The following is a 25,456-nucleotide window of genomic DNA, read 5'->3' on the forward strand; positions in this document are numbered from 1 at the left end:
GCCAGCTTCGCGCTTTCACTCTGTCTCCCCGCGCATGCCGCCCTCCCGTCCCCAGCCGAATTTCCGCATCGAGTTCCCCCCGGAACTGCCGATCAGCGCGCGCGCGGACGAGATCATCGGCCTGCTGCTGAAGCACCAGGTCATCGTCCTCGCGGGCGAGACGGGCTCGGGCAAGACCACGCAGATTCCCAAGATGGTCCTCGCCGCCGGCGGCGGCACCCGCGGCAAGATCGCCTGCACCCAGCCGCGACGCGTCGCCGCGGCCTCGGTCTCGCGGCGCGTGGCGGAGGAGTTGAACGTCGACTGGGGCCGGGAAGTCGGCTGCAAGATCCGCTTCGCCGACCAGACCTCGCCGCAGACGGTGGTGAAGTTCATGACCGACGGCATGCTCCTGGCCGAGCTGCAGGGCGATCCGGAGCTGCGGGAATACGACGCCATCATCGTCGACGAGGCGCACGAGCGCTCGCTCAACATCGACTTCATCCTCGGCCACCTCCGCCGCCTGCGCACGCGCCGGCCGGACCTGAAGATCGTCATCACCTCCGCCACGATCGACACCCAGGCCTTCTCCGAGGCCTTCGATGGCGCGCCGATCGTCGAGGTCTCGGGCCGCACCTACCCGGTCGAGGTCGTCTGGTCGCCGCTCGACGAGATGAAGGCCGAGAGCCTCACCGGCGCCGACCGCGACGAGTTCACCTACATCGACGGCGCGGTCGAGGCGGTCGAGCGCGTGCTGCGCGAGAGCGCCGACGGGGACATCCTGGTCTTCCTGCCCACGGAGCGCGACATCCGCGAGGTCACCGACCTGCTCCAGGGCCGCCAGGCGCGCCCGATCGAGATCGTGCCCCTGTTCGGCCGCCTGACCAACGCCGAGCAGCAGCGCGTCTTCGCGCCGTCGCCGCGGCGCAAGATCGTCGTCGCGACCAACATCGCCGAGACCTCGCTCACGATCCCCGGCATCCGCTTCGTCATCGACACCGGCCTCGCGCGCATCAGCCGCTACGTGCCGCAGAGCCGCACGCGCCGCCTGCCGGTCGAGCCGGTGGCGCAGAGCAGCGCCGACCAGCGCAAGGGCCGCTGCGGCCGCGTGAGCAACGGCGTCTGCATCCGCCTCTACTCGGAGCAGGACTTCAACGACCGCCCGCGCTTCGCCACCCCGGAAATCCAGCGCAGCAACCTCGCCGACGTCATCCTGCGCATGAAGGCCTTCGGCCTCGGCGACATCGAGGAGTTTCCTTCCTCAACGCGCCGCCGGCGAAGGGCATCCGCGCCGGCTACGCCCTGCTGCACGAGCTGGGCGCGATCGACGACGCCGGCGTGCTGACCGACCTCGGCCGCGACCTCGCGCACCTGCCCGTGGACCCGACCGTCGGCCGCATGGTGCTGCAGGCGCGCCAGGAGAAATGCGTGCGCGAGGTGCTCGTCATCGCCGCGGCCCTCAGCATCCAGGATCCCCGCGAGCGCCCGCTCGACGCCCAGCAGAAGGCCGACGCCGCGCACCGGCGCTTCACGCATCCCGACTCGGATTTCCTCACCCTGCTCTCGATCTGGGAGGCGTATCACGACGACTTCGAGACGATGACGCTGGGCAAGCTGCGGAAGTTCTGCTCCAGCCACTACCTGTCGTTCATGCGCATGCGCGAGTGGCGCGACGTCCACGCCCAACTCGTCGACGTGATCGAGAGCCGCGAGGGTTTCGACGACTCGTCCGTCTTCGACGGCGCCGGTGCCGACCCGCGCGACGCCGGCCGCGCCGCGCGGCGCAAGGCCGCGGCGACGCCCGAGTCGGTGCGCGACCTCGTCCCGGGCCTCCCGGGCTACCGCGCGATCCATCGCTCCATCCTCGCCGGCCTGCTCGGCAACATCGCCACGCGCCTGGACGACGGCACCTACCACGCCGCGCACGACCGCAAAGTCGCGGTGTTCCCCGGCTCGGCGCTCTTCGAGCGGCCGCAGCGCGAGAAGGTCGTCGCGCCGCGCAAGGAGGCTCCGGCCAAGCCGAAGGCCGCCCGCTGGCTCATGGCCTCCGAGATCATGGAGACCGGCCGCGTCTACGCCCGCACCTGCGCGCGCATCGATCCCCAGTGGGCGCTCGACCTCGGCGCGCACCTGCTGCGCGTGTCGCACAGCGAGCCGTTCTGGAGCGTGGAGGGCGGCCGCGTCCTGGTGAAGGAGCGCCGGCGCCTCTACAACCTCGAGCTCGACACGCGCTCCGTCGGCTACGGCAAGATCGACCCGCGGCACGCGACGGAGATCTTCATCCGCGAGGGGCTCGTCGGCGACACGGTGACCTTCCCGCTCGATTTCATCGCCCACAACCGCCGCCTGCGCGAGAAGGCCGAGACCGTGCTCACGCGCCTCCGCGCGGCGGGATACATGAACCTCGACGAGGCGCTGTATCGCTTCTACGCGCGGCGGCTGCTGCCGGAGACGGCGCCGGCATCTGCCGGCGAGGCAGGGGCCGTTGCCCCCAGCGGCCCTGCGCGCGCCGAGGAGAGGGCGGTTGAGGGCAACCGCCCCAACCTGGGCGTTTCGTCCGTCCCCGAGCTCGTCGACCTCGTCCGCCACCGGCAGATGACGGAGCCGAAATTCCTCTTCCTCGACGAGGACGACCTGAAGCCGCAGGTCGAGGAGACGCCCGATCACGCAGCGTTTCCGGAGTCCCTCCCGATCGAGAACCGCGCGCTGCCGCTCAACTACGCCTACAAGCCCGGGCAGGAAGACGACGGCGTCACGCTGCGGGTGGGCCTCGAGGAGGCGGCGGAGCTCACGCCCGCGACGCTCGACTGGGCCGTGCCGGGCCATTTGCGCGAGAAGATCGAGCTGATGCTGAAGGCGCTGCCGAAGGAGCAGCGCCGCACGCTGATCCCGCTCGCGGAGACCGCGCAGAAGATCACCGGCGAGATCCAGCTCGTCGCCGCGCGCCAGCCGCCGCCGACGCTGGCGGCGGCGCTGGCCGAGGTGCTGACCCAGAAGCTCGGCGTGCGCATCGACCCGCGCGTGTGGGACGGCAAGACGCTGCCCGACCACCTGCGCGTGCGCGTCGAGGTGGTGGACCAGCGCGGCGCCGTGCTCGGCGCCAGCCGCGAGCTCGCGGAGCTGCAGCAGCAGCTCGGCACCAAGCAGCGCGAGGTCAGCCAGCGCGCGGCGAAGACCGACAGCGCCGCCTGGCGCGCCGCCCGCGAGAAGTGGGAGACGGCCCCGGCGGGCGAGTGGAAGTTCGGCAACCTGCCCGAGTCGGTGGTCGTCACCGAGCAGGCCGGCGTGCCGGTGCGTGCGTATCCCGGCCTGCTGGCGAACGACGCCGGCGTGGCGGTGCGGCTGTTCGCCACGCCCGAGGAGGCGCTCGCGGCCACGCGCGGCGGCCTGCGCCGGCTGCTCGAGACGGCGCTGCGCTATGAACTCGGCTGGCTGGAGAAGGACCTGCGCGACCTGCGCGCCATCGGCACGCTGGCGGTCACGCTGGCGCCGCTGGAGAAACTGCAGGCCGATGCGCTCGACTCGGTCCGGCGCTGGGTGACGGACGGCGGGCGGGTGGGGGCGTGGCCCCGAACCGTCCCGCCCTCACGCAGGAGAACTTCGCGCGGGCGGTCGGCGACGCCAAGGCCGACCTGCGCGGGCTCGTGCCGAAGCTGGTCGACTGGCTGCGCGAGATCCTGACCCTGCGCCTCGCGCTGCAGACGCACAAGACCCCGTTCCCGGGCCTGGAAAACGACCTCGGCGCGCTGCTGCCGCCGGATTTCCTGCGTCGCACGCCGTTCGCGCGGGTGCGGGAGCTGCCGCGCTACCTCAAGGGCATGCAGGCCCGCGCCGAGCGCTGGAAGCGCGACCCGGCGAAGGACGCCGCGCGCGCGCGGGAGCTGCAGCCGTTCGTGCAGGCGCTGGCGCGGCTGGGCGAGCGGGCAGGGGAGTTCCGCTGGCTGGTCGAGGAGTTCCGCGTCAGCCTGTTCGCGCAGGAGCTCGGCACCGTCGAGCCGGTCTCGGCCGTGCGGCTGGAAAAGGCCCTGCGCGACCTCGCGGCGAACCGGGAGAGCGAGGCGGCCGCACCGCCCGCCGCGCCCGAGAAGCCGAAGGTCGCGGTGGCGCTGCCGGTGAAGGGCAAGACCGTGCTCAAGAGCCTCGACGCGCTGGGAAATCTCCCGCGGTAGAATAGCCCCGCGGAACGACGGCTTTGGGGTTGCCGGTCGGGGGGCGGCGCCTAACCTGCCGCGCAACCCCACCCCAACGCATGAATACCTCGATTGCGACGTTGCTGGAGCACAAGGGCGCGACGGTCCGCTCGGTGGCCAGCTCGGTTTCGGTAGCGGATGCCGTGAAAGAAATGAACCGTCACAAGATCGGCTCGGTGCTCGTCATGGACGGCGCCCGCCTCGCCGGCATCTTCACGGAGCGCGACGTGCTGACCCGCGTCATCGCCGCCGACCTCGATCCCAAGGCCACGCCGATCGCGCGCGTGATGACGGCCAACGTGCTGACCGTCGCGCCCGAGACGACGGTGCAGCAGATGATGGACACCTTCGCCGAGAAGCGCTGCCGCCACCTGCCCGTGGTCAAGGACGGCCAGATCCTCGGCCTGATTTCCATCGGCGACGTGTCGCGCTGGGTCGCGAACACGCACCGCGCGGAAGCGGAATCGCTCCGCCAATACATCAGCGGCGGGCTCTCGGCGTGATCCGGACGACGGTCGGTCTCATCCTCCTCCTCTCGGCTCTGCTTGCCCTCGGCGGCTGCGCGGCGGTCGTCGCGACCGGCGCGGCCGTCACCGCGGTCACCGTCGCGACGGTGAAGACCGCGGGCAAGGTCACCGCGGCCACGGTGACGACGACCGGCAAGGTCGTGGCCTCCGCCGTGACGTCGTCCGGCGATGTCGCCTCGCTCTCGATGGAGTCGGCGGCGAAGCTGGCGCGCGCGGGCATGGTCGTCGCGGTCGACGCGGGTTCGGGCACGGTGACCGAGCTGCCCTGGGAGCAGGGGATGCGGCTCTACACCGCGGCGCAGAGCGGCAAGTTCGGCGCGGTCTACGATGCGGCGACGATCTTCCGCGGCGGACGGCGCATCGGCGCCGACCTGCGCCGCGTGCGCGCGGGGCTGGAGGATCACGAATTGAAATCCGGCGACGTGCTCGAGCTCCGGCGGCGCGTGTAGGATTCGGTCCGAGACCGCCTAGGGAATAGAGCTTAGGCATATTCCCTTGCCGGCCTCTCGGGCAAAAACTGTCCTTGCGCGGATGGCCGGAGACAACGACACCCGCTTCCCGAGCGAAACGGCGCGCGCGATCGAGTTTCGCGTCGAAGCGGAGCTGACCCGCATGCTCTACCGCTCGGCGGGGTTCGGGTTGTTCTCGAACTTCGTGCTGGCGGCGACGCTGGCGATCGGCGTGTGGGACCACTTTCCGCACCGCGTCGTGCTCGGCTGGCTGGCGGTGATCTTCGCGCTCTCCGGCGTGCGGCTGGCGACGAACCTCGCCTTCGCGCGCCGGGCCCGCCCGGACGGGGAACTCGGGTGGTGGCGCAACCTTTTCCTCGTCGAGGTCGTGCTGGCCGGCGTGGTCTGGGGCGTGGGCGGCTGGCTGTTCATCGTCGCCGACGCGCTCGTGCCGCGCTGCCTGGCGGCGTTCATCATCGCGGGCATGAACGCGGGCGCCGCCCGCTCGCTCGCCCCGGTGCGGCCGTGCTACTGGCTCTACATCCTGGCCACGCTCGGACCGGCGATGCTGCGCTTCGCCACCGTCCCGGAAACCGGCGCCTGGGTGCTCGCCGCGATCACCTTCACCTACGCGCTCTTCCTCATCAACACCGCGCACCTCCATCACGCGGACCTCAAGAAGCTCTACCGCCTCATCTACGAGAACGACGAGCTGGTGAACACCCTCAGCGTGGCCAAGCGCCGCGCCGAGGCGGCGAACCAGGCCAAGAGCGAGTTCCTCGCCACGATGAGCCACGAGATCCGGACGCCGATGAACGGCATCATCGGCATGCTCCAGCTCCTCGGCGACTCGCCGCTGAGCGCCGAGCAGCGCCAGCATGTCGGCGTGGCGAGCAAGTCCGCCGACACCCTGCTGCACCTGCTGAACGACATCCTCGACCTCTCCAAGATCGAGAGCGGCAAGCTCGAGTTCGAGGAGATCGAGTTCGCCCCGCGCGAGGTCGCGGAGGAGGTGGTGGCCCTGTTCAGCACCCGTGCAGAGGCGAAGGGCCTGACCATCGCGCTGCAGGCGGACCCGCGGCTGCCGGCGCTCGTGCGCGGCGACCCGATGCGCCTGCGCCAGGTGCTGCTCAACCTGATCGGCAACGCGGTGAAGTTCACCGAGCGCGGCCGGGTCGACGTGAGCGTCGACCTGCCGCAGGCGGAGCCCGGGCGGGCCACGGTGCGCTTCCGGGTGCGCGACACGGGCATCGGCATCGACCCCGGGCTGCTGCCGCGGCTGTTCGAAAAATTCACCCAGGGCGACAGCTCGACCACGCGCCGCTACGGCGGCTCGGGGCTGGGCCTCGCCATCTCGCAGAGCCTCGTGCGCGGCATGGGCGGTGAAATCCAGGCGGTCAGCACGCCGGGGGCGGCAGCGAGTTCTGTTTTGCCCTCACCTGGCGGGTGGCGGAGCGCGCCCTGTCCCGCGCGCCGGCGGTCGCGGCCGGGTTGCCGGAGCGCTTTGCCGGCCGCGTGCTGGTGGTCGAGGACGACTGGGGCAACCAGCGCGTGATCGATCTGCTCCTGCGCCGGCTCGGCATCGACGTGCAGATCGTCGACAACGGCGCCGAGGCCGTCGCGCGCATCGCGGAGGGCGGCTGGGATCTCGTGCTGATGGACCAGCACATGCCGGGCATGGACGGCACCGAGGCGACCCGGCTGATCCGCGAGCGGCACGAAGGCGCCGCGCTGCCCATCGTCGCCCTCACGGCCAGCGTGCGCAGCGAGGACCGCGAGCGCTGCCTGGCGGCGGGCATGAACGATTTCCTGACCAAGCCCGTGCGGCAGGACGACCTGCGCGCGTGCTTCGCCAAGTGGCTGCGGCCGGCGCCGTGAGCGGGGCCGGCCGGCTTCCGGCCGGCGGCACCGGCGCGGTTGCACTGCGGGCGGGCTTCGCTACGGTGCGCGCATGAACTTCCGCGCTCTCCTCGCCTCGGCGGCCGTGCTGGCCGCATTCCCCGCCCTGCCCGCCGCGATCGTCACCCAGCCCGTCGCCTACGAGCACGACGGCGTGAAGCTCGAGGGTTTCCTCGCCTATGACGACGCCGTCACCACGCCGCGCCCCGGCGTCCTCGTCCTCCCGGAGTGGTGGGGCCTGAACGACTACGCGAAGGGCCGCGCCCGGCAGCTGGCCGAGCTCGGCTACGTGGCGTTCGCGGCCGACCTGTATGGCGCGGGCGTGACCACGACGGACGCGAAGCGCGCCGCCGCGCTCGCGCAGCCCTTCTACGGCGACGCCAAGAAATGGGCCGCGCGCGGCCGGGCGGGCCTCGACCAGCTGCTCGCCACCGGCAAGGTCGCCCCCGGCCAGGTGGCGGCGATCGGCTTCTGCTTCGGCGGCTCGGCCGCGCAGGTGCTCGCCTACAGCGGCGCGCCGCTGGCGGGCATCGTGAGCTTCCACGGCTCGCCCATCGCGGCGTGGGAGGGCGCGAGCAACCGGGCCAAGGTGCTGATGCTGCACGGCGCGGCCGACCTTTTCATCAAGCCGGAGGAGATTGCCGCGTTCGAAAAATCGCTCAACGCCGGCCACTTCGACTGGCAGTGGATCTCCTACGCCGGCGCGGTGCACGCCTTCAGCAACCCGGGTGCGGACGCGCTGGGCAAGGCCAACGGCATCCCGATCGCCTACAACGAGCCGGCGGCGCGGCGCTCGTGGGAGCACATGAAGCTGTTCTTCGCCGAGCTGTTCGCGCGGTGAGCGCGGCATGACGGGGATTGCGCCGGCGCGGGCCCGCGGGTTTGCTGCGGGCATGAGCAACGCCCGCATCGAGGTCCGCCTGCGCGAGCTGGCGCAGCTCTTCAACTCGCTCGATCCCTCGCCGTTCATCGACCGCGACCTCGACGCCGACGCGGAGGAGTTCATCGTCAGCTGGGCGCGCGAGCTGCCGCACCACGGCGAGCTGGAGCTGCACCTCCACGTGGCGGAGGCGCCGGACGCCGAGCGCGCGGCCGGCGTGCAGGAGGCGGTGCGGCACTACTTCGCCAGCCGCGCGGCGATCAAGGAGCGCGAGCTGCGGCAGCTGCTGCGGCGCGGCCGGGCGAGCATGGCGATCGGCATCGTGTTCCTGGCGGCGTGCTTCGCGCTCGGGGCCGTGGTCCGGCCGATGCTGCCGGCGCGCGCGGGCGAATTCGCCGAGCTGGGGCTGCATATCGTCGGCTGGGTGGCGATGTGGCGGCCGCTGGAGATCTACCTCTACGACTGGTGGCCGATCCGGGCCGACCTGCGCCTGCTGCAGCGCCTGGCGCGGATGAACGTGCGGCTCGACGTGCGGCGCTGACGCGAGATTTTCTGTAACTTATCCGCGGCGGTCGGGTTCTCAGGGACACAACGCCTATGAAATCCCTGTCCTGCCTGCTCACCGTCGGCGCGTTGCTCGCTGTCCCCGCCGCCGCCGAGGCCAAGATCGTCCGCACCGTCGAGAAGACTTTCGCCGTCCAAGCGGGCGGCCACTTCACCGGCAGCACGCAGGGAGGCGACATCAAGGTCGTGACGGCCGATGTCGCCGAGGTCCACGTCGTGGCCCGCCAGGTCATCCGCACCGATTCCGAAACGGAGGCCGACGAGCTGCTGAGGGGCCTGCAATTCCGCCTCGAGCAGCAGGGCAACGACGTCGTTGCCGAGGCGAAATACGAGCGCGAGAAGGGTTTCCATTGGAAGAACTGGCCGCCGGTCTCGGTCGACTACACCGTCACCGTGCCGCGCGCCTACAACCTCGATCTCAACACCTCCGGCGGCGACATCGACGTCGGCAGCGTGCAGGGCACGGTCAAGGCCCGCACCAGCGGCGGCGACCTGAAGTTCGCCAAGATCGACGGCAGCATCGAGGGCCGCACGTCCGGCGGTAACATCCGCCTCGAGGAAGGCACCGCGACGGCCAAGCTCCACACCTCCGGCGGCGACATCTATGTGGGCCGCGCGGGCGGTCCGACCGCAGTCTCCACCTCCGGCGGCAACATCAAGCTCGAGTCGGTCGAGGAACTCCTCAGCGCCACGACCTCCGGCGGCGACATCGCCGCGAACATCACCGGCCCGATCAAGCAGGACACCGAACTCGGCACCTCCGGCGGGCGGGTGGTCGTGCACGTGAAGAAGGGCATCGGCTTCAAGCTCGACGCCAGCACGTCCGGCGGCGACGTCGACGCCGAGGGCCTGACGCTCACGATCGAGAAAGGCGGTATGGGCAAGAGCAAGCTCATCGGCGCCGTCAACGGCGGCGGCCCGCGCCTGAAGCTCCGTTCCAGCGGCGGCGACATCAAGGTCCGCGCCGAATAACTTTCACCGGCCTAACGCCAGGTGTGTGTGCATAGAGGCCAGCGCGAAAGCGCTGGCCTCTCCCTTTGGCCGGGCTTCAATCCGCCCGATGGGCCTGATCGACTCCCACACGCACCTCGAGAGCTTCGCGCGCCGCGGCGAGCTGGCGCCGGTCCTGAATCGGGCCCGCGCGGCCGGCTTGGACGCGCTGATCACGATCGGCACCGACGCGGACGACTGGGGCCTTTACCGCGATCTCGCGGCGGCGCACCCGGGCTTCGTGCACTACACCGCCGGCATCCACCCGTGCAGCGTCGACGCGCGCTGGGAGGAGCGCTTCGCGGGCCTGGAGGCCTTCTGGTCCGGTCAAGCCGGGCCGCGGCCGGTCGCGCTGGGCGAGATCGGATTGGACCGGTTTCACCTGCCCAAGGACGACCCGGCGGCCGCCGAGCAGGTGTTCGCGACGCAGCAGGCGGCGTTTCGCGCGGGTTTGGCGCTGGCGAAACGGCTCGGCTGTCCGGTCGTGGTGCACTCGCGCGGCGCGTTTCGCGAATGCGTCGAGATGATCGACGCCAGCGGCGTCGATTGGACGAAGGTCGTTTTCCACTGTTTCACCGAAGGCCCGGCCGAGATCGCCGAGCTGAACCGCCGCGGCGGCATCGGCTCGTTCACCGGCATCCTCACCTACAAGACCGCGGAGGCCATCCGCGCCGCCGCCCGGGCGCAGGGGATCGAGCGGCTGATGCTCGAGACCGACGCCCCCTACCTGACGCCCGTGCCGCACCGCGGGAAGCCCAACGAGCTGGCCTACCTGCGGCACACGGCGGAGTTCGCGGCGACGCTCTTCGGGGTGGGGGACGAGGAGCTGGCGGCCCGGTCCACGGCGAACGCGAAGCGGTTCTTCGGCGTCTAGCCCGTCGCGCGCACGCGGCCGGCGGCCGGGCGGTCATGCCCGCCCAACAAAAAAGGCCGGCGATCGGCCGGCCTCCGTTCCGTGCATTCGCCAGGCCCCTGGCCTCAGGCTTCGTCGAACTTGCGCCCGAACAGCGCCTCCAGCTCGTTGAGCATGGTCTCGGCGTCCTCGCCCGTGGCGACGAACTTGATCTTCGAGCCCTTGGCGGCGGCCAGCATCATCAGGCCCATGATGCTCTTGCCGTTCACCTGCTCGTCGTCCTTCTCCACGAAGACGTCCGCCTTGAACTTGTTGGTGACACGCACGATCATCGCCGCCGGACGTGCATGGATGCCCATCTTGTTTTCGACAAGGAGCTCCCGGACGTGGGTGGCGGCGGTGTTGGTGTCACTCTTTTCCATTGCAGGTGTTTATCGGCTCAAAATAAAGGGTTCCGAAAAAGCCGCTCCGCCCCCGGCTTGCAACCAGATTCCCGATTATGCCCGCTTTCGCGCTCATCGTGCCCTGCCGGTTGGAGTCCACGCGCTTCCCGCGGAAGCTGCTGCATCTCATTAAAGGAAAGCCGCTTGTGCTCTGGGTGGCCGAGCGCATCACGGCCGAGGCGCCCGACTTGCCGCTGTGGTTTGCCGTGGATCATCCGCTGCTCGCCGAGTGCATAGAAGGTGCCGGATTCCGCGCGATTTTGACCGACGCCCGGCACCCCAGCGGCACCGACCGCCTGGCCGAGGCCAACCGCACCGTCCGGGCCAGCTACGTCATCAACGTCCAGGCCGACGAGCCCCTGGTGTCCGGCGGCCAGATCCGCGCCCTGCAGAAGCTCATCCAGGGCGACGCCCCGATGGCCACGCTCTGCACGCCCTTCCGGAAGGCCGAGGATTTCTACAATCCCAACCAGGTGAAGGTCGTCCGCGCCCCCGCCGCCGCCCGCGCACTCTATTTCTCCCGCTCGCCCATGCCCTACGCCCGCGACCTCGCCGGCAAGGTGGACGACGCCTGGCTGGCCGCCCACGGCTGCTACAAGCACCTCGGCCTCTACGCCTACCACGGCGACTTCCTCGAGAAATTCGTCCGGATGCCGCCAGGCCAGCTGGAGCAGATCGAGAAGCTCGAGCAACTGCGCGTGCTTGAAAACGGCTACCCCATCGCCATCGACGTCACCGAGGACCCCACCATCGGCGTCGACACCGCGGAAGACGCGGCGAAGTTCGAGGCACACCTCGGGCGGGGCTGAAGCCGTGAACCGCCCGCCGCGCCGCGCTCTCGCGTTGGTCCTCCTCGGGATCGCTGCGCTCGCGCTCAGCGGCTGCGTCAGCGGCATGCTGGCCAACCTGGCCGTCGCGCCGCCGAATCGCGATCACCCGCCGCGCGCCGTCCGCGACGCCGATTACGCCCGGCGCGTCGATGCCCTCTACGCGCAGTCCTGGCGCGTGCCGGTCGGCCCGCCCGCCGCCGAGCTGGCGGTCGCGGTGATCGAGCCGGGCAACTACGCCTTCCGCTACAAGGTCGAGGTGAAGCAGAACGACCAGGGCCGCAAGTGGCTCGCGCCGAAACTCGATTGGACCCTGCCGCCTCAGCCGGTCGGCGCGCCGAAGGGCACCGTGCTCGTCCTCCACGGCTATCGCGACGCCAAGGAAAACATGCTGCACTGGGCGCTCGCGCTGGCGGAGGCCGGCTACCGCACCGTGCTCGTCGACCTCCGCGGGCACGGACGCTCCACCGGCGACTCGATCGCCTACGGGGCCTTCGAGGCCAAGGACCTGGTGCAGGTGATCGACGACCTCGCGCGCCGCGGCCTGCTCAGCGGCAAGCTCGGCGTGCTCGGCGTCTCCTATGGTGCCAGCACGGGCCTGCTCCTCGCCGCGCGGGATGCGCGGGTGGCCGCCGTGGTGGCGCTGGAGCCCTTCAGCAACGCCCGGGATGCCGTCGTGGAGTTCGCGCACGGCGTCGCCCCGACCGAAGCCGCGAAGATCAGCGACGCGACCTTCGCCGCCGCCGTGGCGCGCGCGGAGAAGCAGGGCAATTTCTCCTGGGCCGACGGCGACGTGCTCGCCGCCATGCCGCGCGTGAAAGTGCCCGTGTTGTTCTTCCACGGCGAAAGAGACCGCTGGCTCTCGCCGGAGAACAGCCGGCGGCTCTTGGCGCAGGCGCAGAAGGGCAGCCGGCTCGTGACGCTGGAAAAAGACGACCACCTGCTGCTGTCGATGCGGCTGGCGCCGATTGCGCCGCTGGTGCGCGAATGGCTGGATCACGCCCTCGCCGGAGGACCGGAGCCCGCCCTGCGTCCGGCCGACTGAGACGGACCAGACGGTCCACGGCGGTCGGCGCTCTACGGCTGGTCGGGCACGATGTCGATCGGACGCAGTTCGCCCGGGATCGCCTGAAAACGGTCATCGTAACACGTCACGCGGCGGTAGTCCGCGTAGGTCTTTTCCACGGATTCCTCGTGGGCCGGGCCCCCGAGCTTGCGATAGCGGGAGTGCGCGGTCGTCTTGACCGGGAACGGCGGCAGCGCGGGATCGATCACGCCGTAGTCCGTCGCCTGCTCGAAGGACTCAACGGTGAAGCTGCCGCCGAGGATTCTGGCTGGACCGAGATAGACGGTCTCATGGCGCTGCACGACGGGCGCCGCGGTGTTGACGACGTAGGTCTCGCGCTGGCGCGGCAGGTCGCCGACAAGCGTCCAGTGCATCGTCTCGCGCACGAAGTGGTAGCTGACGGCTCCGGGAACGGTGGTCGCCTCCGTCTCGAGCTCGGCGTAGAGCGCATCGCTGCGGGTCAGCTCGGCGGGTGGACGCTTCCGCTGGGCGGCGCGGTCCGGCTGCTTTTGCCACGTCCGCAGCTTGGCGCGCCGGTAGTCGGCTTGAGTCGATTCGCTGGGCTCCGCGCCGTTGAGGCGGAGCAACGTCCAGAGCTTCGGCTCCGGCTGATAGGGGTCGAAGCGTTCGACGGTGACGGTGGTCTGGCCGTCGCGCGTGGAGGTGGTGGTGACGGTGTAGGCCCAGCAGCCGCGCGGGCGCTCCAGAGCCGTCAGGGCGGCGGTCAGGGGCGACGGAGTCGATCCGGCGCTGTTTTTCGGCGGCGACGAACTGCCGCTTCACGCGGCGTTCCGCGGTTTTCCCGGCCTCGGTCCCGGGTTTGCCTCGGGCGACTCCCGCGGCCGTCTCGCGGGCAACGGCCTCGCGGTAGGCCGGCGAGTCCTGGTCGACGCGTCGGTAGGCCGGCGCCGGCGGCAGGCTCATGCAGCCGGCGAGAGCGAGGGCGAAGCTTCCGGCAAGGGCGGCGGCGACGCGGGTGGGCATTGCCTGTCCGACCCCGGTGCCGTCGTGCGGTTCAGATCTTCCCCGCCTTGCGCTTCTCGACCATCCGGTAGAAGTCCTCGAAAAGCGGGTCGGCGTCGTTCGGGCCGGGGGCGGCCTCGGGGTGATACTGCACGCAGAACACCGGCAGCTCCGTGTGGCGGAGGCCTTCGACCGTGTTGTCGTTGAGATTGATCTCGGTGACGACCGCGCCCTTGCCCTCGATGGATTTCGGGTCGGTGGCGAAACCGTGGTTCTGCGCGGTGATGGAGACGCGGCCGGTCTCGAGGTTCTTCACCGGCTGATTGCCGCCGCGGTGGCCGAACTTCAGCTTGTAGGTCGTGCCGCCGAGGGCGTGCGTGATCATCTGGTGGCCGAGGCAGATGCCGAACGTCGGGTAATCCGGCAGCAGCGCGCTAACGGTCTTGTGAATGTAGGGCAGGGCGGCCGGATCGCCGGGGCCGTTGGAGAGGAACAGGCAGTCGACGCCGGCCTCGCGCACCTGTTCGTGCGTGGCGGTGGCGGGGAAGACATGCACCTCGAAGCCGTGGCGGACGAGCTTGCGGAAGATCGTGTATTTCGCGCCGTAGTCGAAGGCGGCGACCTTGAACTTCTTAGTGTGCGGCGGCTGGACGCCCAGCGTGGTGCCGACGGGGAGGTAGATCGCGTTGTGGCGCTTCGGGTCAGTGTCGCTCCAGACGTAGGGCGCCTGGCAGGTGGTGTCCTTGACGTAGTCGGAGCCGGCCATGTCCTGCCAGCCGCGGGCGCGGGCGACGGCATCGGCGTCGGAGAGCGGGAGCGTGCTCAGGCAGCTCTTCATCGCGCCGGTGACGCGGAGCTTCTTGGTCAGGGCGCGGGTGTCGATTTCGCTGATGCCGGGGATGCCGTATTTCTTGAGGTAGGCGTCGAGCGACATCTGGCTGCGCCAGTTGCTGACGACGGGCGAGACCTCGCGGACGACGAAGCCGGAGGCCTTCGGGCCGGCGTGCTCCTCGTCCTCCTCGTTGATGCCGTAGTTGCCGATCTGCACGGCGGTCATGGTGACGATCTGGCCGAAGTAGGACGGATCGGTGAGGATCTCCTGGTAACCGGTCAGCGAGGTGTTGAACACGCACTCACCGGCGATCGTGGCGTCGGCGCCGAAGGCGGCGCCGTGGAACACCGTGCCGTCTTCGAGGGCGAGAACTGCGGGCTTGGGAGCGGACATTAAAGAGGCACGAAAAGCACTTCCCGGGACCCTGTCTAGAGGTTTTCCAAGAATCCGGGCCTGTGACGCAGACGGAGCGGGCGCGCTGTGGGTTTGCCGCCTGCCTTGGCGACCCCGCCGGCCGCGGTCCGCCTCACTCCACCAGCCGGTAGCCGATACCCGCCTCGGTGCGGAGGTGGCGCGGGGTGGCGGGGGCAGCCTCCAGTTTCTGGCGGAGGTGCGTCATGTGCACGCGCAGGTAGTCGGTGCGCTCCTCCGCCGCCGGGCCCCAGACCTCGCGCAGGATCTGGCGGTGCGTCACGACCTTGCCGCGGTGCTGCACGAGGAGTTTGAGAAATGCGTATTCCTTGGCCGTCAGGTGCACCTCGGTCCCGGCCCGGCGCACCAGGCGCGCGGCGAGGTCGACCTCGACCTCGCCGAACTGGACGACGGACGCCTCCGCGCCGCCCGGCGCCCGGCGCAGGATTGCCCGCACGCGCGCCAGCAGCTCGCGGCCGCCGAAAGGCTTGGTCAGATAATCGTCCGCGCCGGCGTCGAGCGCGGCGATCTTGTCCTCCTCGCCCTCGCGCACGGAGAGCACCAGCACGGGCACGCGCGACCATTCGCGGAGGCGGCGGATGACCTCGACGCCGTCGAGGTCGGGCAGCCCCAGGTCGAGCACGACGCCGTCCGGCGCCTGATGCGCGATCTCTTGCAGGCCGAGCGTGGCGTTCTCCGCCTCGCGCACGCGGTAACCGCCGGCCTCGAGCGTCACGCGCAGAAGCCGCCGGATCTGCTTCTCGTCGTCGATGACGAGCAGGGAGGCGTTGGGGACGGGAGCGGTCATTCGGCCGGAAGAGGCTGGGGCTCGCGGTGCGGCAGGTAAATCGTGAACACCGCGCCGCCGCCGGGGTTGGCGCCGACGACGATCTCGCCGCCTTGCGCCGCGACGAAGCCGCGCACCAGCGACAGGCCGAGCCCGAGGCCGCCGGCCCGGGCGGCATCGCCGCGCTCGAATTTCTTGAACAGCCGCTCGCGCATCTCCAACGGGAAGCCCGGCCCGCGGTCCGCCACGGTGAAGAACACCCGCTGCCCGCCGCGCTCGGTGCCGGCGGTGACGAAGACCGGCGTGCCATCGGGCGTGTGGCGCGCGGCGTTGAGCAGCAGATTGGCCAGCGCCTGCTCCATCAGCGCGAAGTCCGCCCGGACCGGCGGCAGGTCCGCCGGCACGGCGATTTCCAGCGGATGGCCGGCCAGTTCGTCGCGCACGCCGTCGAGGGCGGCGTTGACCAAGTCGCGCGCGTCGCACCAATCGAGGCGCGGCCGCAGCGCGCCGCTCTCGAGGCGCGTCTGGTCGAGCAGGTTGCCGACCAAACGGTTCAATCGCCGGGCGGCGGCGCGCGCCTCGGCGACGAGCAGGCCGCGCAGGCCGGCCGGCGCTTCGGCAAGGTTCTCCAGCGAACCGGTGATGACGGCCAGCGGCGTGCGCAGCTCGTGCGAGACACTGTCGAGCAGCACGCGGTGCAGCTTTTCCGACTCCGCCAGCAGCTTCTCGCGCTCACTGGCCTCGCGCAGTTGTTCCTGCTCGACGCTGAGGGCGAGTTGGCGGGCGAAGGCTTCGAGCAGGTCGCGCTGCGCGAGCGTCAGATCGCGATCGTGCGGCACGGCGACGCCGAGCACGCCGATGGCCCGGTCCTCGCGCACGAGCGGCAGGTAGAACGCCGCGGCGGCGGGCAGCGTGTCGGTGAAGCGCCCGGCGGGCCGCCGGTGCAGCAGCACCCAATCGGCCACGCCGCGCTCCTTGGCGTCGAGGGCGAGCGAGCCGGCAAAGTGCGGCACGAGCGCCTCGGGGGCGTGGCCGAGCAGCAGCGCGGTCTTGGCGCCGAAGAGTTGGTCGGCCTGCCGCAGCGCGGCGAACACCGCCTCGTCGAGCGTGCGGGCAGCGGCGAGCGCGCGGGTCAGCTGGAACAGCGCCACGGCGCGGCCCTCGCGGCGGCGCTCGGCCACGGCCTGGGCGCGGATGCGCGCGGTCAGCTGCCCCGCGACGAGCGCGACGACGAAATACGTGCCGAAGAGCAGGCCGTCCTCGACTTTCTCGATCCGGAAGGTGAAACGCGGCGGGATGAAGAGGAAGTTCCACGCCAGCGCGCTGAGCACGCCGGCGCCCAGCACCGGGCCGCGCCCGACGCGCAGACTGAGCAAAATCGTCGCGAGAAGGTAGACGAGGCCGCAGGCGAGGTAGGAGTTCGGCGGCAGCAACAGGCCGCCGACGGTGATGACGGCGAGCGTGGCGGCGACGAAGGCATACTCGCCCGCGCCACTGCGCAGCTCGTGGTCGAACCGCACCAGATCGACCAGCGGCGCACGGTCCTCGACCGGCACGACGTAGACATCGATCTTGCCGCCGAGGCGCAGCAGGCGGTCCACCAGCGTGCCGCGCACGAGGTCGAAGATGCGCCGTGCGCGCGGTTTGCCGACGACGATCTGCGTGGCGTTGTGCTGGATGGCGGTGCGGACGAGGGCGGAGGCGATGTCGTGGTCCTGGGTGACGACGACCTCCGCGCCGAGCTCGCGGGCCAGCGCGAGATTCCTGTCCAGCAACCGCTGGTCGTCGGGCGGCAGCGGCGACGACGGCTCGACGTGCACGGCGAGCCACGCGGCGCCCTGGGCGGCGGCGAGGCGGCGCGTCCAGCGCACGAGCTGGGTGGAGAACGGACTCGGTCCGACGGCGACCAGCAGACGTTCGCCACTGCGCCAGACGGTGTGCCTTGCCGTGCCCGCGCGCAATTCGCGGAGCTGGCGGTCGACGCGCTCGGCGGTGTAGCGGAGCGCGAGCTCGCGCAGTGCGGCGAGGTGCGACTCCTGGAAAAATTCTGCGCGGCCGCGGCGGCGCGGTCGCCGAGATAGACTTTGCCCTCGTGCAAGCGCTCCAGCAGGCCCTCGGGCGTGAGGTCGACGAGTTCGAGCTCGTCGGCGAGATCGAGCACCGAGTCGGGCACGGTCTCGCGCTGGACCGCGCCGGTGATCCCGCGCACGGCGTCCGCGCGCGACTCGACGTGCTGGATGTTCAGCGTCGTGAGCACGTCGATGCCGGCCTCGAGCAGCTCGACGACGTCCTGCCAGCGCTTGGCATGGCGCGAGGCGGGGGCGTTGGTGTGGGCGAGTTCGTCCACGAGCAGCAGGCGCGGCGCGCGGGTGCGCGCGGCCTCGAGGTCGAGTTCGCCGAGTTGCGCGCCGCGATGCTCGATTGCGCGGCGCGGAAGCACGGTCAGGCCGGACAGCAATGCCTCGGTCTCGGCGCGGCCATGCGTCTCGACCAAGCCGACGACGACGTCGGTGCCGGCGGCGCGTTCGCGCTGGCCGGCGCGGAGCATGGCGTAGGTCTTACCCACGCCCGGGCACATCCCGAGGAAGATCTTGAGGTGTCCGCGCCGCGCCCGCGCCTCGCGCGCCTGGAGGGAGGCGAGCAGGGTGTCGGGATCGGGGCGGGCGGGAGCGGTCACGGCGAGAGGGCGGGGAAGGCGGTGTCGAGGGCGAGGTTGAGGCGGAGGACGTTGATGCGGGCCGGACTAAGCTGCCCGCCCTCGGTGTGCCGCGCAACGAGTTCGACGAGCGCATTTCGTTGGGCCGGCGTGAAGTGACGCGCGGCGGCGACGCGGTCGACTTGGAAACGGACGGCGGCGGGCGAGAGATCGGGATCGAGACCGCTGCCGCTCGCGGTGAGCAGGTCCGCGGGAATCTCGGTCGCGGGCGCGAAGGCGGCGCGGCGATCCGCGATCGACTTCGCCAGCGAGGCGCTGGTCCAGGCTTGGTTGCTCGCGCCCGAGGCGACGGTCGCGTAGTCGCCTGCGGACGGTCGCGGCCAGAAATAGCGCGGGTCGGTGGTCTTTTGCGCGAGCAGCGCCGAGCCAACGAGCCGGCCGCCGCGATGGAGCAGCGAGCCTTCGGCGGCGTCGCGAAAAAACGCGCGGCCGAGCGCCCAGACGGCGAGCGGATAGACGAGGCCGGTCAGGAGCGTGAGGACGACGAGGAGGCGGAGGGCGGCGAGAGTGGTTTTCATGGTGGAGAGGCGATCAGGGTTTTGGGACCGAGGGAGCGGGCCAATCGACGCGGGAAGGACCGGGCGGGCGGCGCGCGAGATCGAGGGCGAGTAAAGCGACGCCGAGCAAAAGCAGTGCACCGAGGACGAGCGCTGTGAGCCATTGCTCGGGCGTGGGTGCGCGGAAATTTTTTCGAGTGAAGATCACGCGAGGTGCGCGGCGACGAGGAGGAGATCGATGAGCTTGATGCCGAGGAACGGCGCGACGAGTCCGCCGAGTCCGTAGACGACGAGGTTGCGGCGCAGCAGGTCGGCGGCGGGCAGCGCGCGGTAGGCGACGCCGCGCAGCGCGAGCGGCACGAGCGCGACGATGATGAGGGCGTTGAAGACGACGGCGCTGAGGATCGCGCTCTGCGGCGAGTGCAGGCCCATGACGTTGAGCGCGGCGAGCGGGCCGGCGCGGCCGGAGACGGCGTAGAGCCCGGCGAACATCGCGGGGATGATCGCGAAGTATTTCGCCACGTCGTTGGCCACAGAGAACGTCGTGAGCGCGCCGCGAGTCATGAGCAGCTGTTTGCCGATCGCGACGATCTCGATGAGCTTCGTCGGGTTCGAGTCGAGGTCGACCATGTTGCCGGCTTCGCGGGCGGCCTGCGTGCCGGTGTTCATGGCCACGCCGACGTCGGCCTGGGCGAGCGCGGGAGCGTCGTTGGTGCCGTCGCCGGTCATGGCGACGAGGCGGCCCTGTGCCTGCTCGTGGCGGATGCGGGCGAGTTTCATCTCGGGTGTGGCTTGCGCGAGGAAGTCGTCGACGCCCGCCTCGGCGGCGATGGCCGCGGCGGTCAGCGGGTTGTCGCCCGTGATCATCACGGTGCGGATGCCCATGCGGCGCAGTTCGGCGAAGCGTTCCTTGATGCCGCCCTTCACGACGTCCTTGAGGTAGATGACGCCGAGCACCGCGGCGTCCTCGGCGACGACCAGCGGCGTGCCGCCGGCCTTGGCGATCCGCTCGACCGTCGTGGCGACTTCGGCCGGCCACGCGCCGCCCTGCGCGGCGGCCCACGCGCGCACGCTGTCGGCGGCGCCCTTGCGGATGGAGCGGCCGGCGAGATCGACGCCACTCATGCGCGTCTGCGCGGCGAAGGGCACGAAGGTCGCGTGCGGCGCGGCGACCTCGCGTTCGCGGAGATTGAATTTCTCCTTCGCCAGCACGGCGATGCTGCGGCCCTCGGGCGTCTCGTCGGCGAGCGAGGCGAGCTGCGCGGCGGCGGCGAGCCGCTCGGCCGTGACTCCGGGCGCGGGGAGGAATTCCACGGCCTGGCGATTGCCGAGCGTGATGGTGCCGGTCTTGTCGAGGAGGAGCACGTCGATGTCGCCCGCGGCCTCGACGGCGCGGCCGGAGGTGGCGATGACGTTGCGGCGGATGAGCCGGTCGATGCCGCTGATGCCGATGGCGCTGAGCAGGCCGCCGATGGTGGTCGGGATGAGGCAGACGAAGAGCGACACGAGCACGGGCAGCGAGGTGTCGACCGCGCCGGGCTGGCCGGCGAGCGATTCGCTGTAGCGGGCGAAGAACGGCAGCGTCGCCACGACCCCGAGGAAGACGGCGGTGAGCGCGACGAGCAGAATGCCGAGCGCGATCTCGTTCGGCGTGCGCTGGCGCGAGGCGCCTTCGACGAGGCCGATCATGCGGTCGAGGAAGCCGGCGCCCGGCTCGACGGTGACGCGGACGACGATCCGGTCGCTGAGGACGCGCGTGCCGCCGGTGACGGCGCTGCGGTCGCCGCCGCTCTCGCGGACGACGGGGGCCGATTCGCCGGTGATGGCGGATTCGTCGACGCTGGCGATGCCGTCGATGACCTCGCCGTCGGCGGGGATGACGTCGCGCGCCTCGCAGACGACGACATCGCCTTTGCGCAGGTCGGTGGCCGCGACGCGTTCCTCCGCGCGGTCGCCGCGGAGGCGGCGCGCGAAGACCTGGGCGCGGGCGCGTTTCAGCGAGTCGGCCTGGGCTTTGCCGCGGCCCTCGGCGACGGCCTCGGCGAAGGTCGCGAACAGCACCGTGAACCAGAGCCAGAGCGTGATCTGGATCGTGAAACCCGTGAGCGCGCCCGCGAACAGGTCGCGCGTCGCGACGAAAGTGACGGCGACGGCGCCGAGGGCGGTGACGAAGATGACGGGGTTGCGCCAGAGTTCGCGCGGGTCGAGCTTGCGCACGGCGTCGAGTGCGGCGCGGCGGAGCGGGGCGGCGTCCCAGGCGGAGGCGTGGGTGGTTTTCATGGAGAAAGGGCGAGGAGGGAAAGCGGCGGGAGGCGCGGCGGTAACCCATTAGGCTACTCGGCGCGCGGGCCGCCGGTTCAGAATGTGCGGCCGGCGGCGAGGAGGAGGTATTCGAGGCCGGGGCCGAGCGTGAGGGCGGGGAAGTAGATCAGCGCGACCTCGATCACGATCGTGCCGGCAAGCAGCACGGCGAAGAGCGGGCCATCGGTCGGGAAGGTGCCGCCTGAGGGCGGCACGGTCTTCTTGGCGGCGCAGCGACCGGCGAGCGCGAGCACGGGCACGATGACGCCGAAGCGGCCGAGCAGCATCGCGAGCGCGCCGCCCCAGGTGTAGAGATCGCCGGTGGCGGTGAGGCTGCCGAAGGCGGAGCCGTTGTTGTTGGCCATCGAGCCCCAGGCGTAGAGGATCTCGGTCAGCGCGTGCGGGCCGGCGTGGCCGACGGCGGCGCGGCCGGACGCGGTGGCGAACGAGACCGCGCAGCCGAGCAGCACCGCGGCGCAGGGCAGGAGGATCGCCACCACGGCCAGGCGCACCTCGTAAGCCTCGATCTTCTTGCCGAGATATTCCGGCGTGCGGCCCACCATCAGGCCGGCGAGGAAGACGGCGAGGATCGCCACCATCACCATGCCGTAGAGGCCGGAGCCGACGCCGCCGAAGACGATTTCGCCGAGCAGCATGTTGAACAGCGCGATGCCGCCCGCGAGCGGCGAGAGCGACGAGTGCATGGCGTTGACCGAGCCGTTGGAGGCGACGGTGGTGGCGTTGGCCCAAAGGATCGACGGTGTGACGCCGAAGCGCACTTCCTTGCCCTCCAGCGCGAGCGCGGCGGAGCCCGGCGTGGCGTATTCGGCCCAGAGCGAGAGAGCGAGCGCGCCGAGGAAGAACACGAGCATCACGGTGAACAGCACCCTGGCGTGGCGGCGCGCGCCGGTGAGCAAGCCGTAGGCGTAGACGCACGCAGCAGGCAGGAGCAGGATCGCGAGGGTCTGGAGGAAGTTCGAGAGCGGCGTCGGGTTCTCGAAGGGATGCGCGGAGTTCACGCCGAAAAAGCCGCCGCCGTTCGTGCCGAGCTGCTTGATCGCGACTTGCGAGGCGGCCGGCCCGAGCGGGATGACTTGCGCGGCGCCGGCGAGCGTCGTGGCGGTCGGGTAGGGCGCGAAGGATTGCACGACGCCTTGTGAGACGAGCACGACGGCGAGCAGGAGCGAGAGCGGCAGCAGCACGTAGAGCGTGGCGCGCACGAGGTCGGCCCAGAAGTTGCCGAGCCCGGCGGCGGACTTGCGGCTGAAGCCGCGGGCGAGGGCGGCCAGGACGGCGAGGCCGGTGGCGGCGCTGAGGAAGTTCTGCACGCCGAGTCCGGCCATCTGGGCGAGGTAGCCGAGCGAGGCTTCGCCGGAGTAGGCCTGCCAGTTGGTGTTGGTCAGGAACGACACGGCGGTGTTCACCGCGACGCCGAGTGGCACCGGGCCGAAGCCCTGCGGGTTGAGCGGCAGGTGGGCTTGGGCGAGTTGAAGCGCGAGCACGGCGGCGCCGCCAAGGAGATTCAGCGCGACGAGGGCTCCGGTGTAGTGCTGCCACGTCATGTCCGCGACCGGGTCGAGTCCGGCGGCGCGGTAGAGCGCGCGCTCGAGCGGAGTCAGCCAGCGCAGTCCGGTTGGGATGTCGCCTTGCAGCACGCGCGCCAGCCAGCGGCCGAGCAGCGGAGTGCCGGCGACGAGGGCGACGAGGAACAGGGCGAGGTCGGTGACATCGGCAGCGGTCATGGCGTCACCTTAACGCGCCGCCGCTGACGGGCCTAATTAAGTGATGCGCACCAGGCATTAAAAAAACGCTAAGCACCGCCGCGCACCGGTGTTTTCGGCGCGGAACTGTGCCGGTGCATACGGCAAACCGCCGTTTGACACCCCCGGCGAACGAGATAGCCGTCTTCCAGCATCATGCCCTACACAGAAGATCGCGCCGCCTGGTTCCAAGGCCAGGGTCTTTGGCAGCACGTCCCGGAAGCCCAGTGGCGTGACTGGACCTGGCAGCTCCAAAACCGCATCACGACGGTCGAGCAGCTGGAGCGGCTGATGACGCTGACGCCCGAGGAGAAGGCCGGCTGCCTCTTCGCCAGCCACAAGCTCGCCCTCGCGATCACGCCCTATTTTTTCAACCTCATCGACCGCGACGACCCGGCCTGCCCGATCCGCAAGCAGGTCATCCCGCGCATCGACGAGAGCATCGTGTCCTCGGAGGAGATGCTCGACTCGCTCGGCGAGGATGAGCACTCGCCCGTCCCCGGCCTCGTCCACCGCTACCCGGACCGCGTGCTGTTCCTCGTGACCGACCGCTGCGCGAGCTACTGCCGCTACTGCACGCGCAGCCGCCTCGTCTCGAACGCGCAGGACTACAACTTCCATCCCGAATACGAGCAGGGCCTGCGCTACATCGAGGCGCATCCCGAGGTGCGCGACGTCCTCCTCTCCGGCGGCGACCCGCTCCTGCTCTCGGACAAGAAGCTCGACCACCTGCTGAGCCGCCTGCGCGCGATCAAGCACGTGGAGTTCATCCGCATCGGCTCGCGCATCCCGGTCTTCCTGCCCCAGCGCATCACGCCGGAACTCTGCGAGATCTTCAAGAAGCACGGGCCGATCTGGATGAGCATCCACGTCAATCATCCCAAGGAGGCCACGCAGGAGCTGAAGGACGCGTGCGAGCGCCTCGCCTTCGCCGGCGTGCCGCTGGGCAACCAGAGCGTGCTCCTTCGCGGCGTGAACGACGACGCCGACGTCATGAAGGCGCTCGTCCACCGCCTGCTCCGCATGCGCGTGCGGCCCTACTACATCTACCAGATGGACCTCATCACGGGCGGCGCGCACTTCAAGGCCGACGTCCGCAAGGGCATCGAGATCATTCAGGCGCTCCGCGGCCACACCACCGGCTACGCCGTGCCGCAATACGTCATCGACGCCCCCGGCGGCGGCGGCAAGGTGCCGATCAACCCGGAGTATCTCGAGAAGATCACCGACGACGAGGTCGTCTTCCACAATTTCGAGGGCCGCCAGTTCCGCTACCCGCTCAAGAGCACGCCGCTCCCGGAAAAACAGAACGCCGGCAAGGTCGTGCCGGCGGAAGTGCATCTCTGAGTCCGGCCCCGGCGTGCGCGCCGGGTCGGGCGGGGTCTTCCGGCCCCGCCGCGAGCGGCACCCAGTCAACGAATCCACCGCGGAGTCGGGAGACTCCGCCCGACAACGCCGCTCGGCCTTTCACTTCATCGCGAATGACGCGCTGACGGTTGCGATGATGGTCTTGTCGAGCGCCGTGGTGTCGTTGTTGCCGTCCCAGCTCGTGGCGCTCGAGTGCAGCGGGTTGATCTGGATGACGCCGACCTTGGCGCTGCGCAGCCCGTCGAGGCGGCGGCCGCCCTGCGCGGCGATCTGCTCGGCGCGGGCGCGGGCGTCCTTCGTCGCCTCGGCCATCATCTCGACCTTCGCCTCGCCCGCCTTTGTGTAGATGAATTCAAAGCTGTCCGACACGAACGCCACGCCCTGCTCGAGCAGCGCGCCGCTCTCGGCGGCGAGACGCGGCACGCGCTCGACCTCGCCCGAGCGCATCTCGAGCCCCTGGGTCAGGCGATAGCCGAGCCGCACGGTCAGCGTCTGCGGCTCGCCGTCGTCATCCGCGTGGCCCGGGCGCTTGGCCGTGATCTCGCGGATCTGCACCGGCGCGAGCGCGATCTCGGCGACGCCGTGCGCCTGGAGAAAAGCGGTGACCTTCGCGAGGTCGGCCTGCAGGCGCTGCTGCGCCTCGAGCAGCGACGGCGCGTCGGCGGAGAAATTCGCGCGCCAGACGATGAGGTCGGAGCGGACGTTGCGGCGGGCGGCGCCGGTGACGGCGATGGCGTTACTGTCGTTTAGGCGCGTGAGCGTCGAGGCGACGATGGCCGCCGAGCCGGCCAGGCCGGCGGCGAGAAACAGTCCGGCGAGGACGCCGAACAGGTGGGGACGAGGGTTCATGGTTTCGTGCGTTTATGACAAGACGGGGCGCGTTGCCGCACCCTGACACCGGAACCGAACCGTCGCGTAACTCACGTGGCGCCAAGGCGAAACGCCAGGCGAATTTCAGGAAAGTTGTTCACAGAAATCGGCCGGAAATTTTTTCAACGTTTCGCGCCCGGCTGCGTCTATCTGGGTGACATCAGTGCGTCGTTCATAACGAAACATTGTTTGTAGTTCTTACGGTTTGCTTGGTGTTAGGTCATGCAGGGCGCTCCGCGAGGGGCGCCCTTCATGTTTTCGGGGGTCGCTTCCCGGGTTCGGAC

At 70.4% G+C, this 25,456-nt stretch carries 23 protein-coding genes and 1 pseudogene; 14 read left to right on the plus strand and 10 right to left on the minus strand.

What is annotated here, in order from left to right; translation table 11 throughout:
* Nucleotides 1–34 precede the first annotated feature (34 nt).
* The 11 genes from ACMYLB_RS05295 (at nt 35) to ACMYLB_RS05345 (ending at nt 10,352) form a co-directional block, all read left to right on the plus strand.
* On the plus strand, nt 35–1,324 hold the full coding sequence (locus ACMYLB_RS05295; protein ID WP_415909909.1) for a helicase-related protein: 1,290 nt from the start codon (nt 35–37) through the stop codon (nt 1,322–1,324).
* On the plus strand, nt 1,318–3,660 hold the full coding sequence (locus tag ACMYLB_RS05300) for a DUF3418 domain-containing protein (protein ID WP_415909910.1): 2,343 nt from the start codon (nt 1,318–1,320) through the stop codon (nt 3,658–3,660). Before ACMYLB_RS05295 ends, ACMYLB_RS05300 begins: the two co-directional genes overlap by 7 nt.
* The gene (locus ACMYLB_RS05305; RefSeq protein ID WP_415909911.1) at nt 3,543–4,148 is read left to right on the plus strand and encodes a DUF3418 domain-containing protein; all 606 of its coding nucleotides are present in this window, start codon (nt 3,543–3,545) and stop codon (nt 4,146–4,148) included. The genes ACMYLB_RS05300 and ACMYLB_RS05305 overlap by 118 nt, the downstream gene beginning before the upstream one ends.
* Before the next feature lie 80 nt (nt 4,149–4,228).
* Complete coding sequence (locus ACMYLB_RS05310; RefSeq protein WP_415909912.1) at nt 4,229–4,672, plus strand: CBS domain-containing protein; 444 nt, start codon at nt 4,229–4,231, stop codon at nt 4,670–4,672.
* The gene (locus ACMYLB_RS05315) at nt 4,669–5,145 is read left to right on the plus strand and encodes a hypothetical protein (RefSeq protein ID WP_415909913.1); all 477 of its coding nucleotides are present in this window, start codon (nt 4,669–4,671) and stop codon (nt 5,143–5,145) included. The genes ACMYLB_RS05310 and ACMYLB_RS05315 overlap by 4 nt, the downstream gene beginning before the upstream one ends.
* Before the next feature lie 82 nt (nt 5,146–5,227).
* Nucleotides 5,228–6,700, plus strand: a complete 1,473-nt coding sequence (locus ACMYLB_RS05320; protein ID WP_415909914.1) for an ATP-binding protein — start codon at nt 5,228–5,230, stop codon at nt 6,698–6,700.
* A complete protein-coding gene (locus ACMYLB_RS05325; protein ID WP_415909915.1) occupies nt 6,661–7,023 on the plus strand; it encodes a response regulator in 363 nt (120 codons plus the stop codon). The genes ACMYLB_RS05320 and ACMYLB_RS05325 overlap by 40 nt, the downstream gene beginning before the upstream one ends.
* A 73-nt stretch (nt 7,024–7,096) precedes the next feature.
* Nucleotides 7,097–7,885: a dienelactone hydrolase family protein gene (locus ACMYLB_RS05330; protein WP_415909916.1), complete on the plus strand. Its 789-nt coding sequence runs from the start codon at nt 7,097–7,099 to the stop codon at nt 7,883–7,885.
* 52 nt (nt 7,886–7,937) lie between these two features.
* Nucleotides 7,938–8,465 (plus strand): hypothetical protein, encoded by a 528-nt coding sequence (locus ACMYLB_RS05335; protein WP_415909917.1) that lies wholly within the window; start codon nt 7,938–7,940, stop codon nt 8,463–8,465.
* 56 nt (nt 8,466–8,521) lie between these two features.
* Complete coding sequence (locus ACMYLB_RS05340; RefSeq protein ID WP_415909918.1) at nt 8,522–9,460, plus strand: DUF4097 family beta strand repeat-containing protein; 939 nt, start codon at nt 8,522–8,524, stop codon at nt 9,458–9,460.
* An 88-nt stretch (nt 9,461–9,548) separates the two neighbouring features.
* Entirely contained in the window at nt 9,549–10,352 is an 804-nt protein-coding gene (locus ACMYLB_RS05345; protein ID WP_415909919.1) for a TatD family hydrolase, read from the plus strand.
* Between the two features lie 104 nt (nt 10,353–10,456).
* On the opposite strand, the gene ACMYLB_RS05350 is transcribed toward ACMYLB_RS05345, so the two are convergent.
* The gene (locus ACMYLB_RS05350; protein ID WP_415909920.1) at nt 10,457–10,753 is read right to left on the minus strand and encodes an HPr family phosphocarrier protein; all 297 of its coding nucleotides are present in this window, start codon (nt 10,751–10,753) and stop codon (nt 10,457–10,459) included.
* Between the two features lie 77 nt (nt 10,754–10,830).
* On the opposite strand from ACMYLB_RS05350, the gene kdsB reads away from it, so the two are divergent.
* Entirely contained in the window at nt 10,831–11,583 is a 753-nt protein-coding gene (kdsB, locus tag ACMYLB_RS05355) for a 3-deoxy-manno-octulosonate cytidylyltransferase (protein WP_415909921.1), read from the plus strand.
* Between the two features lie 4 nt (nt 11,584–11,587).
* Nucleotides 11,588–12,646 (plus strand): alpha/beta hydrolase, encoded by a 1,059-nt coding sequence (locus ACMYLB_RS05360; protein ID WP_415909922.1) that lies wholly within the window; start codon nt 11,588–11,590, stop codon nt 12,644–12,646.
* A 32-nt stretch (nt 12,647–12,678) separates the two neighbouring features.
* Here ACMYLB_RS05360 and ACMYLB_RS05365 read toward each other — a convergent pair whose 3' ends face one another.
* The 8 genes and pseudogenes from ACMYLB_RS05365 to kdpA all read right to left on the minus strand — a co-directional run bounded on the left by ACMYLB_RS05365 (nt 12,679) and on the right by kdpA (nt 22,916).
* The gene (locus ACMYLB_RS05365; protein ID WP_415909923.1) at nt 12,679–13,254 is read right to left on the minus strand and encodes a hypothetical protein; all 576 of its coding nucleotides are present in this window, start codon (nt 13,252–13,254) and stop codon (nt 12,679–12,681) included.
* Between the two features lie 428 nt (nt 13,255–13,682).
* Nucleotides 13,683–14,855 (minus strand): glutamine-hydrolyzing carbamoyl-phosphate synthase small subunit, encoded by a 1,173-nt coding sequence (gene carA / locus ACMYLB_RS05370; protein WP_415909924.1) that lies wholly within the window; start codon nt 14,853–14,855, stop codon nt 13,683–13,685.
* A 133-nt stretch (nt 14,856–14,988) separates the two neighbouring features.
* The gene (locus tag ACMYLB_RS05375; protein WP_415909925.1) at nt 14,989–15,681 is read right to left on the minus strand and encodes a response regulator; all 693 of its coding nucleotides are present in this window, start codon (nt 15,679–15,681) and stop codon (nt 14,989–14,991) included.
* Nucleotides 15,678–17,621, minus strand: a complete 1,944-nt coding sequence (locus ACMYLB_RS05380) for an ATP-binding protein (protein WP_415909926.1) — start codon at nt 17,619–17,621, stop codon at nt 15,678–15,680. Before ACMYLB_RS05380 ends, ACMYLB_RS05375 begins: the two co-directional genes overlap by 4 nt.
* Nucleotides 17,622–17,752: 131 nt before the next feature.
* Nucleotides 17,753–18,238 (minus strand): annotated as a pseudogene (locus ACMYLB_RS05385) (hypothetical protein); the annotation flags it as partial.
* 95 nt (nt 18,239–18,333) lie between these two features.
* Entirely contained in the window at nt 18,334–18,894 is a 561-nt protein-coding gene (kdpC, locus tag ACMYLB_RS05390) for a potassium-transporting ATPase subunit KdpC (RefSeq protein ID WP_415909927.1), read from the minus strand.
* Between the two features lie 183 nt (nt 18,895–19,077).
* Nucleotides 19,078–21,153: a potassium-transporting ATPase subunit KdpB gene (gene kdpB / locus ACMYLB_RS05395; protein ID WP_415909928.1), complete on the minus strand. Its 2,076-nt coding sequence runs from the start codon at nt 21,151–21,153 to the stop codon at nt 19,078–19,080.
* Between the two features lie 77 nt (nt 21,154–21,230).
* Nucleotides 21,231–22,916: a potassium-transporting ATPase subunit KdpA gene (gene kdpA / locus ACMYLB_RS05400; protein ID WP_415909929.1), complete on the minus strand. Its 1,686-nt coding sequence runs from the start codon at nt 22,914–22,916 to the stop codon at nt 21,231–21,233.
* Between the two features lie 174 nt (nt 22,917–23,090).
* Here kdpA and ACMYLB_RS05405 point away from each other — a divergent pair, with 174 nt between their 5' ends.
* Entirely contained in the window at nt 23,091–24,281 is a 1,191-nt protein-coding gene (locus ACMYLB_RS05405; RefSeq protein ID WP_415909930.1) for a KamA family radical SAM protein, read from the plus strand.
* A gap of 120 nt (nt 24,282–24,401) precedes the next feature.
* Here ACMYLB_RS05405 and ACMYLB_RS05410 read toward each other — a convergent pair whose 3' ends face one another.
* Nucleotides 24,402–25,151: an SIMPL domain-containing protein gene (locus tag ACMYLB_RS05410; protein ID WP_415909931.1), complete on the minus strand. Its 750-nt coding sequence runs from the start codon at nt 25,149–25,151 to the stop codon at nt 24,402–24,404.
* Between the last annotated feature and the right edge of the window lie 305 nt (nt 25,152–25,456).

The organism is Oleiharenicola sp. Vm1 (assembly GCF_047777955.1).
GTDB lineage: Bacteria > Verrucomicrobiota > Verrucomicrobiia > Opitutales > Opitutaceae > Didemnitutus.

Coding starts and splice junctions, on each gene's coding strand:
- ACMYLB_RS05295 (WP_415909909.1), top strand. CDS start 35: ATGCCGCCCTCCCGTCCCCAGCCGAATTTCCGCATCGAGTTCCCCCCG.
- ACMYLB_RS05310 (WP_415909912.1), top strand. CDS start 4,229: ATGAATACCTCGATTGCGACGTTGCTGGAGCACAAGGGCGCGACGGTC.
- ACMYLB_RS05320 (WP_415909914.1), top strand. CDS start 5,228: ATGGCCGGAGACAACGACACCCGCTTCCCGAGCGAAACGGCGCGCGCG.
- ACMYLB_RS05330 (WP_415909916.1), top strand. CDS start 7,097: ATGAACTTCCGCGCTCTCCTCGCCTCGGCGGCCGTGCTGGCCGCATTC.
- ACMYLB_RS05335 (WP_415909917.1), top strand. CDS start 7,938: ATGAGCAACGCCCGCATCGAGGTCCGCCTGCGCGAGCTGGCGCAGCTC.
- ACMYLB_RS05340 (WP_415909918.1), top strand. CDS start 8,522: ATGAAATCCCTGTCCTGCCTGCTCACCGTCGGCGCGTTGCTCGCTGTC.
- ACMYLB_RS05345 (WP_415909919.1), top strand. CDS start 9,549: ATGGGCCTGATCGACTCCCACACGCACCTCGAGAGCTTCGCGCGCCGC.
- ACMYLB_RS05350 (WP_415909920.1), bottom strand. CDS start 10,753: ATGGAAAAGAGTGACACCAACACCGCCGCCACCCACGTCCGGGAGCTC.
- kdsB (WP_415909921.1), top strand. CDS start 10,831: ATGCCCGCTTTCGCGCTCATCGTGCCCTGCCGGTTGGAGTCCACGCGC.
- carA (WP_415909924.1), bottom strand. CDS start 14,855: ATGTCCGCTCCCAAGCCCGCAGTTCTCGCCCTCGAAGACGGCACGGTG.
- ACMYLB_RS05375 (WP_415909925.1), bottom strand. CDS start 15,681: ATGACCGCTCCCGTCCCCAACGCCTCCCTGCTCGTCATCGACGACGAG.
- kdpC (WP_415909927.1), bottom strand. CDS start 18,894: ATGAAAACCACTCTCGCCGCCCTCCGCCTCCTCGTCGTCCTCACGCTC.
- kdpB (WP_415909928.1), bottom strand. CDS start 21,153: ATGAAAACCACCCACGCCTCCGCCTGGGACGCCGCCCCGCTCCGCCGC.
- kdpA (WP_415909929.1), bottom strand. CDS start 22,916: ATGACCGCTGCCGATGTCACCGACCTCGCCCTGTTCCTCGTCGCCCTC.
- ACMYLB_RS05405 (WP_415909930.1), top strand. CDS start 23,091: ATGCCCTACACAGAAGATCGCGCCGCCTGGTTCCAAGGCCAGGGTCTT.
- ACMYLB_RS05410 (WP_415909931.1), bottom strand. CDS start 25,151: ATGAACCCTCGTCCCCACCTGTTCGGCGTCCTCGCCGGACTGTTTCTC.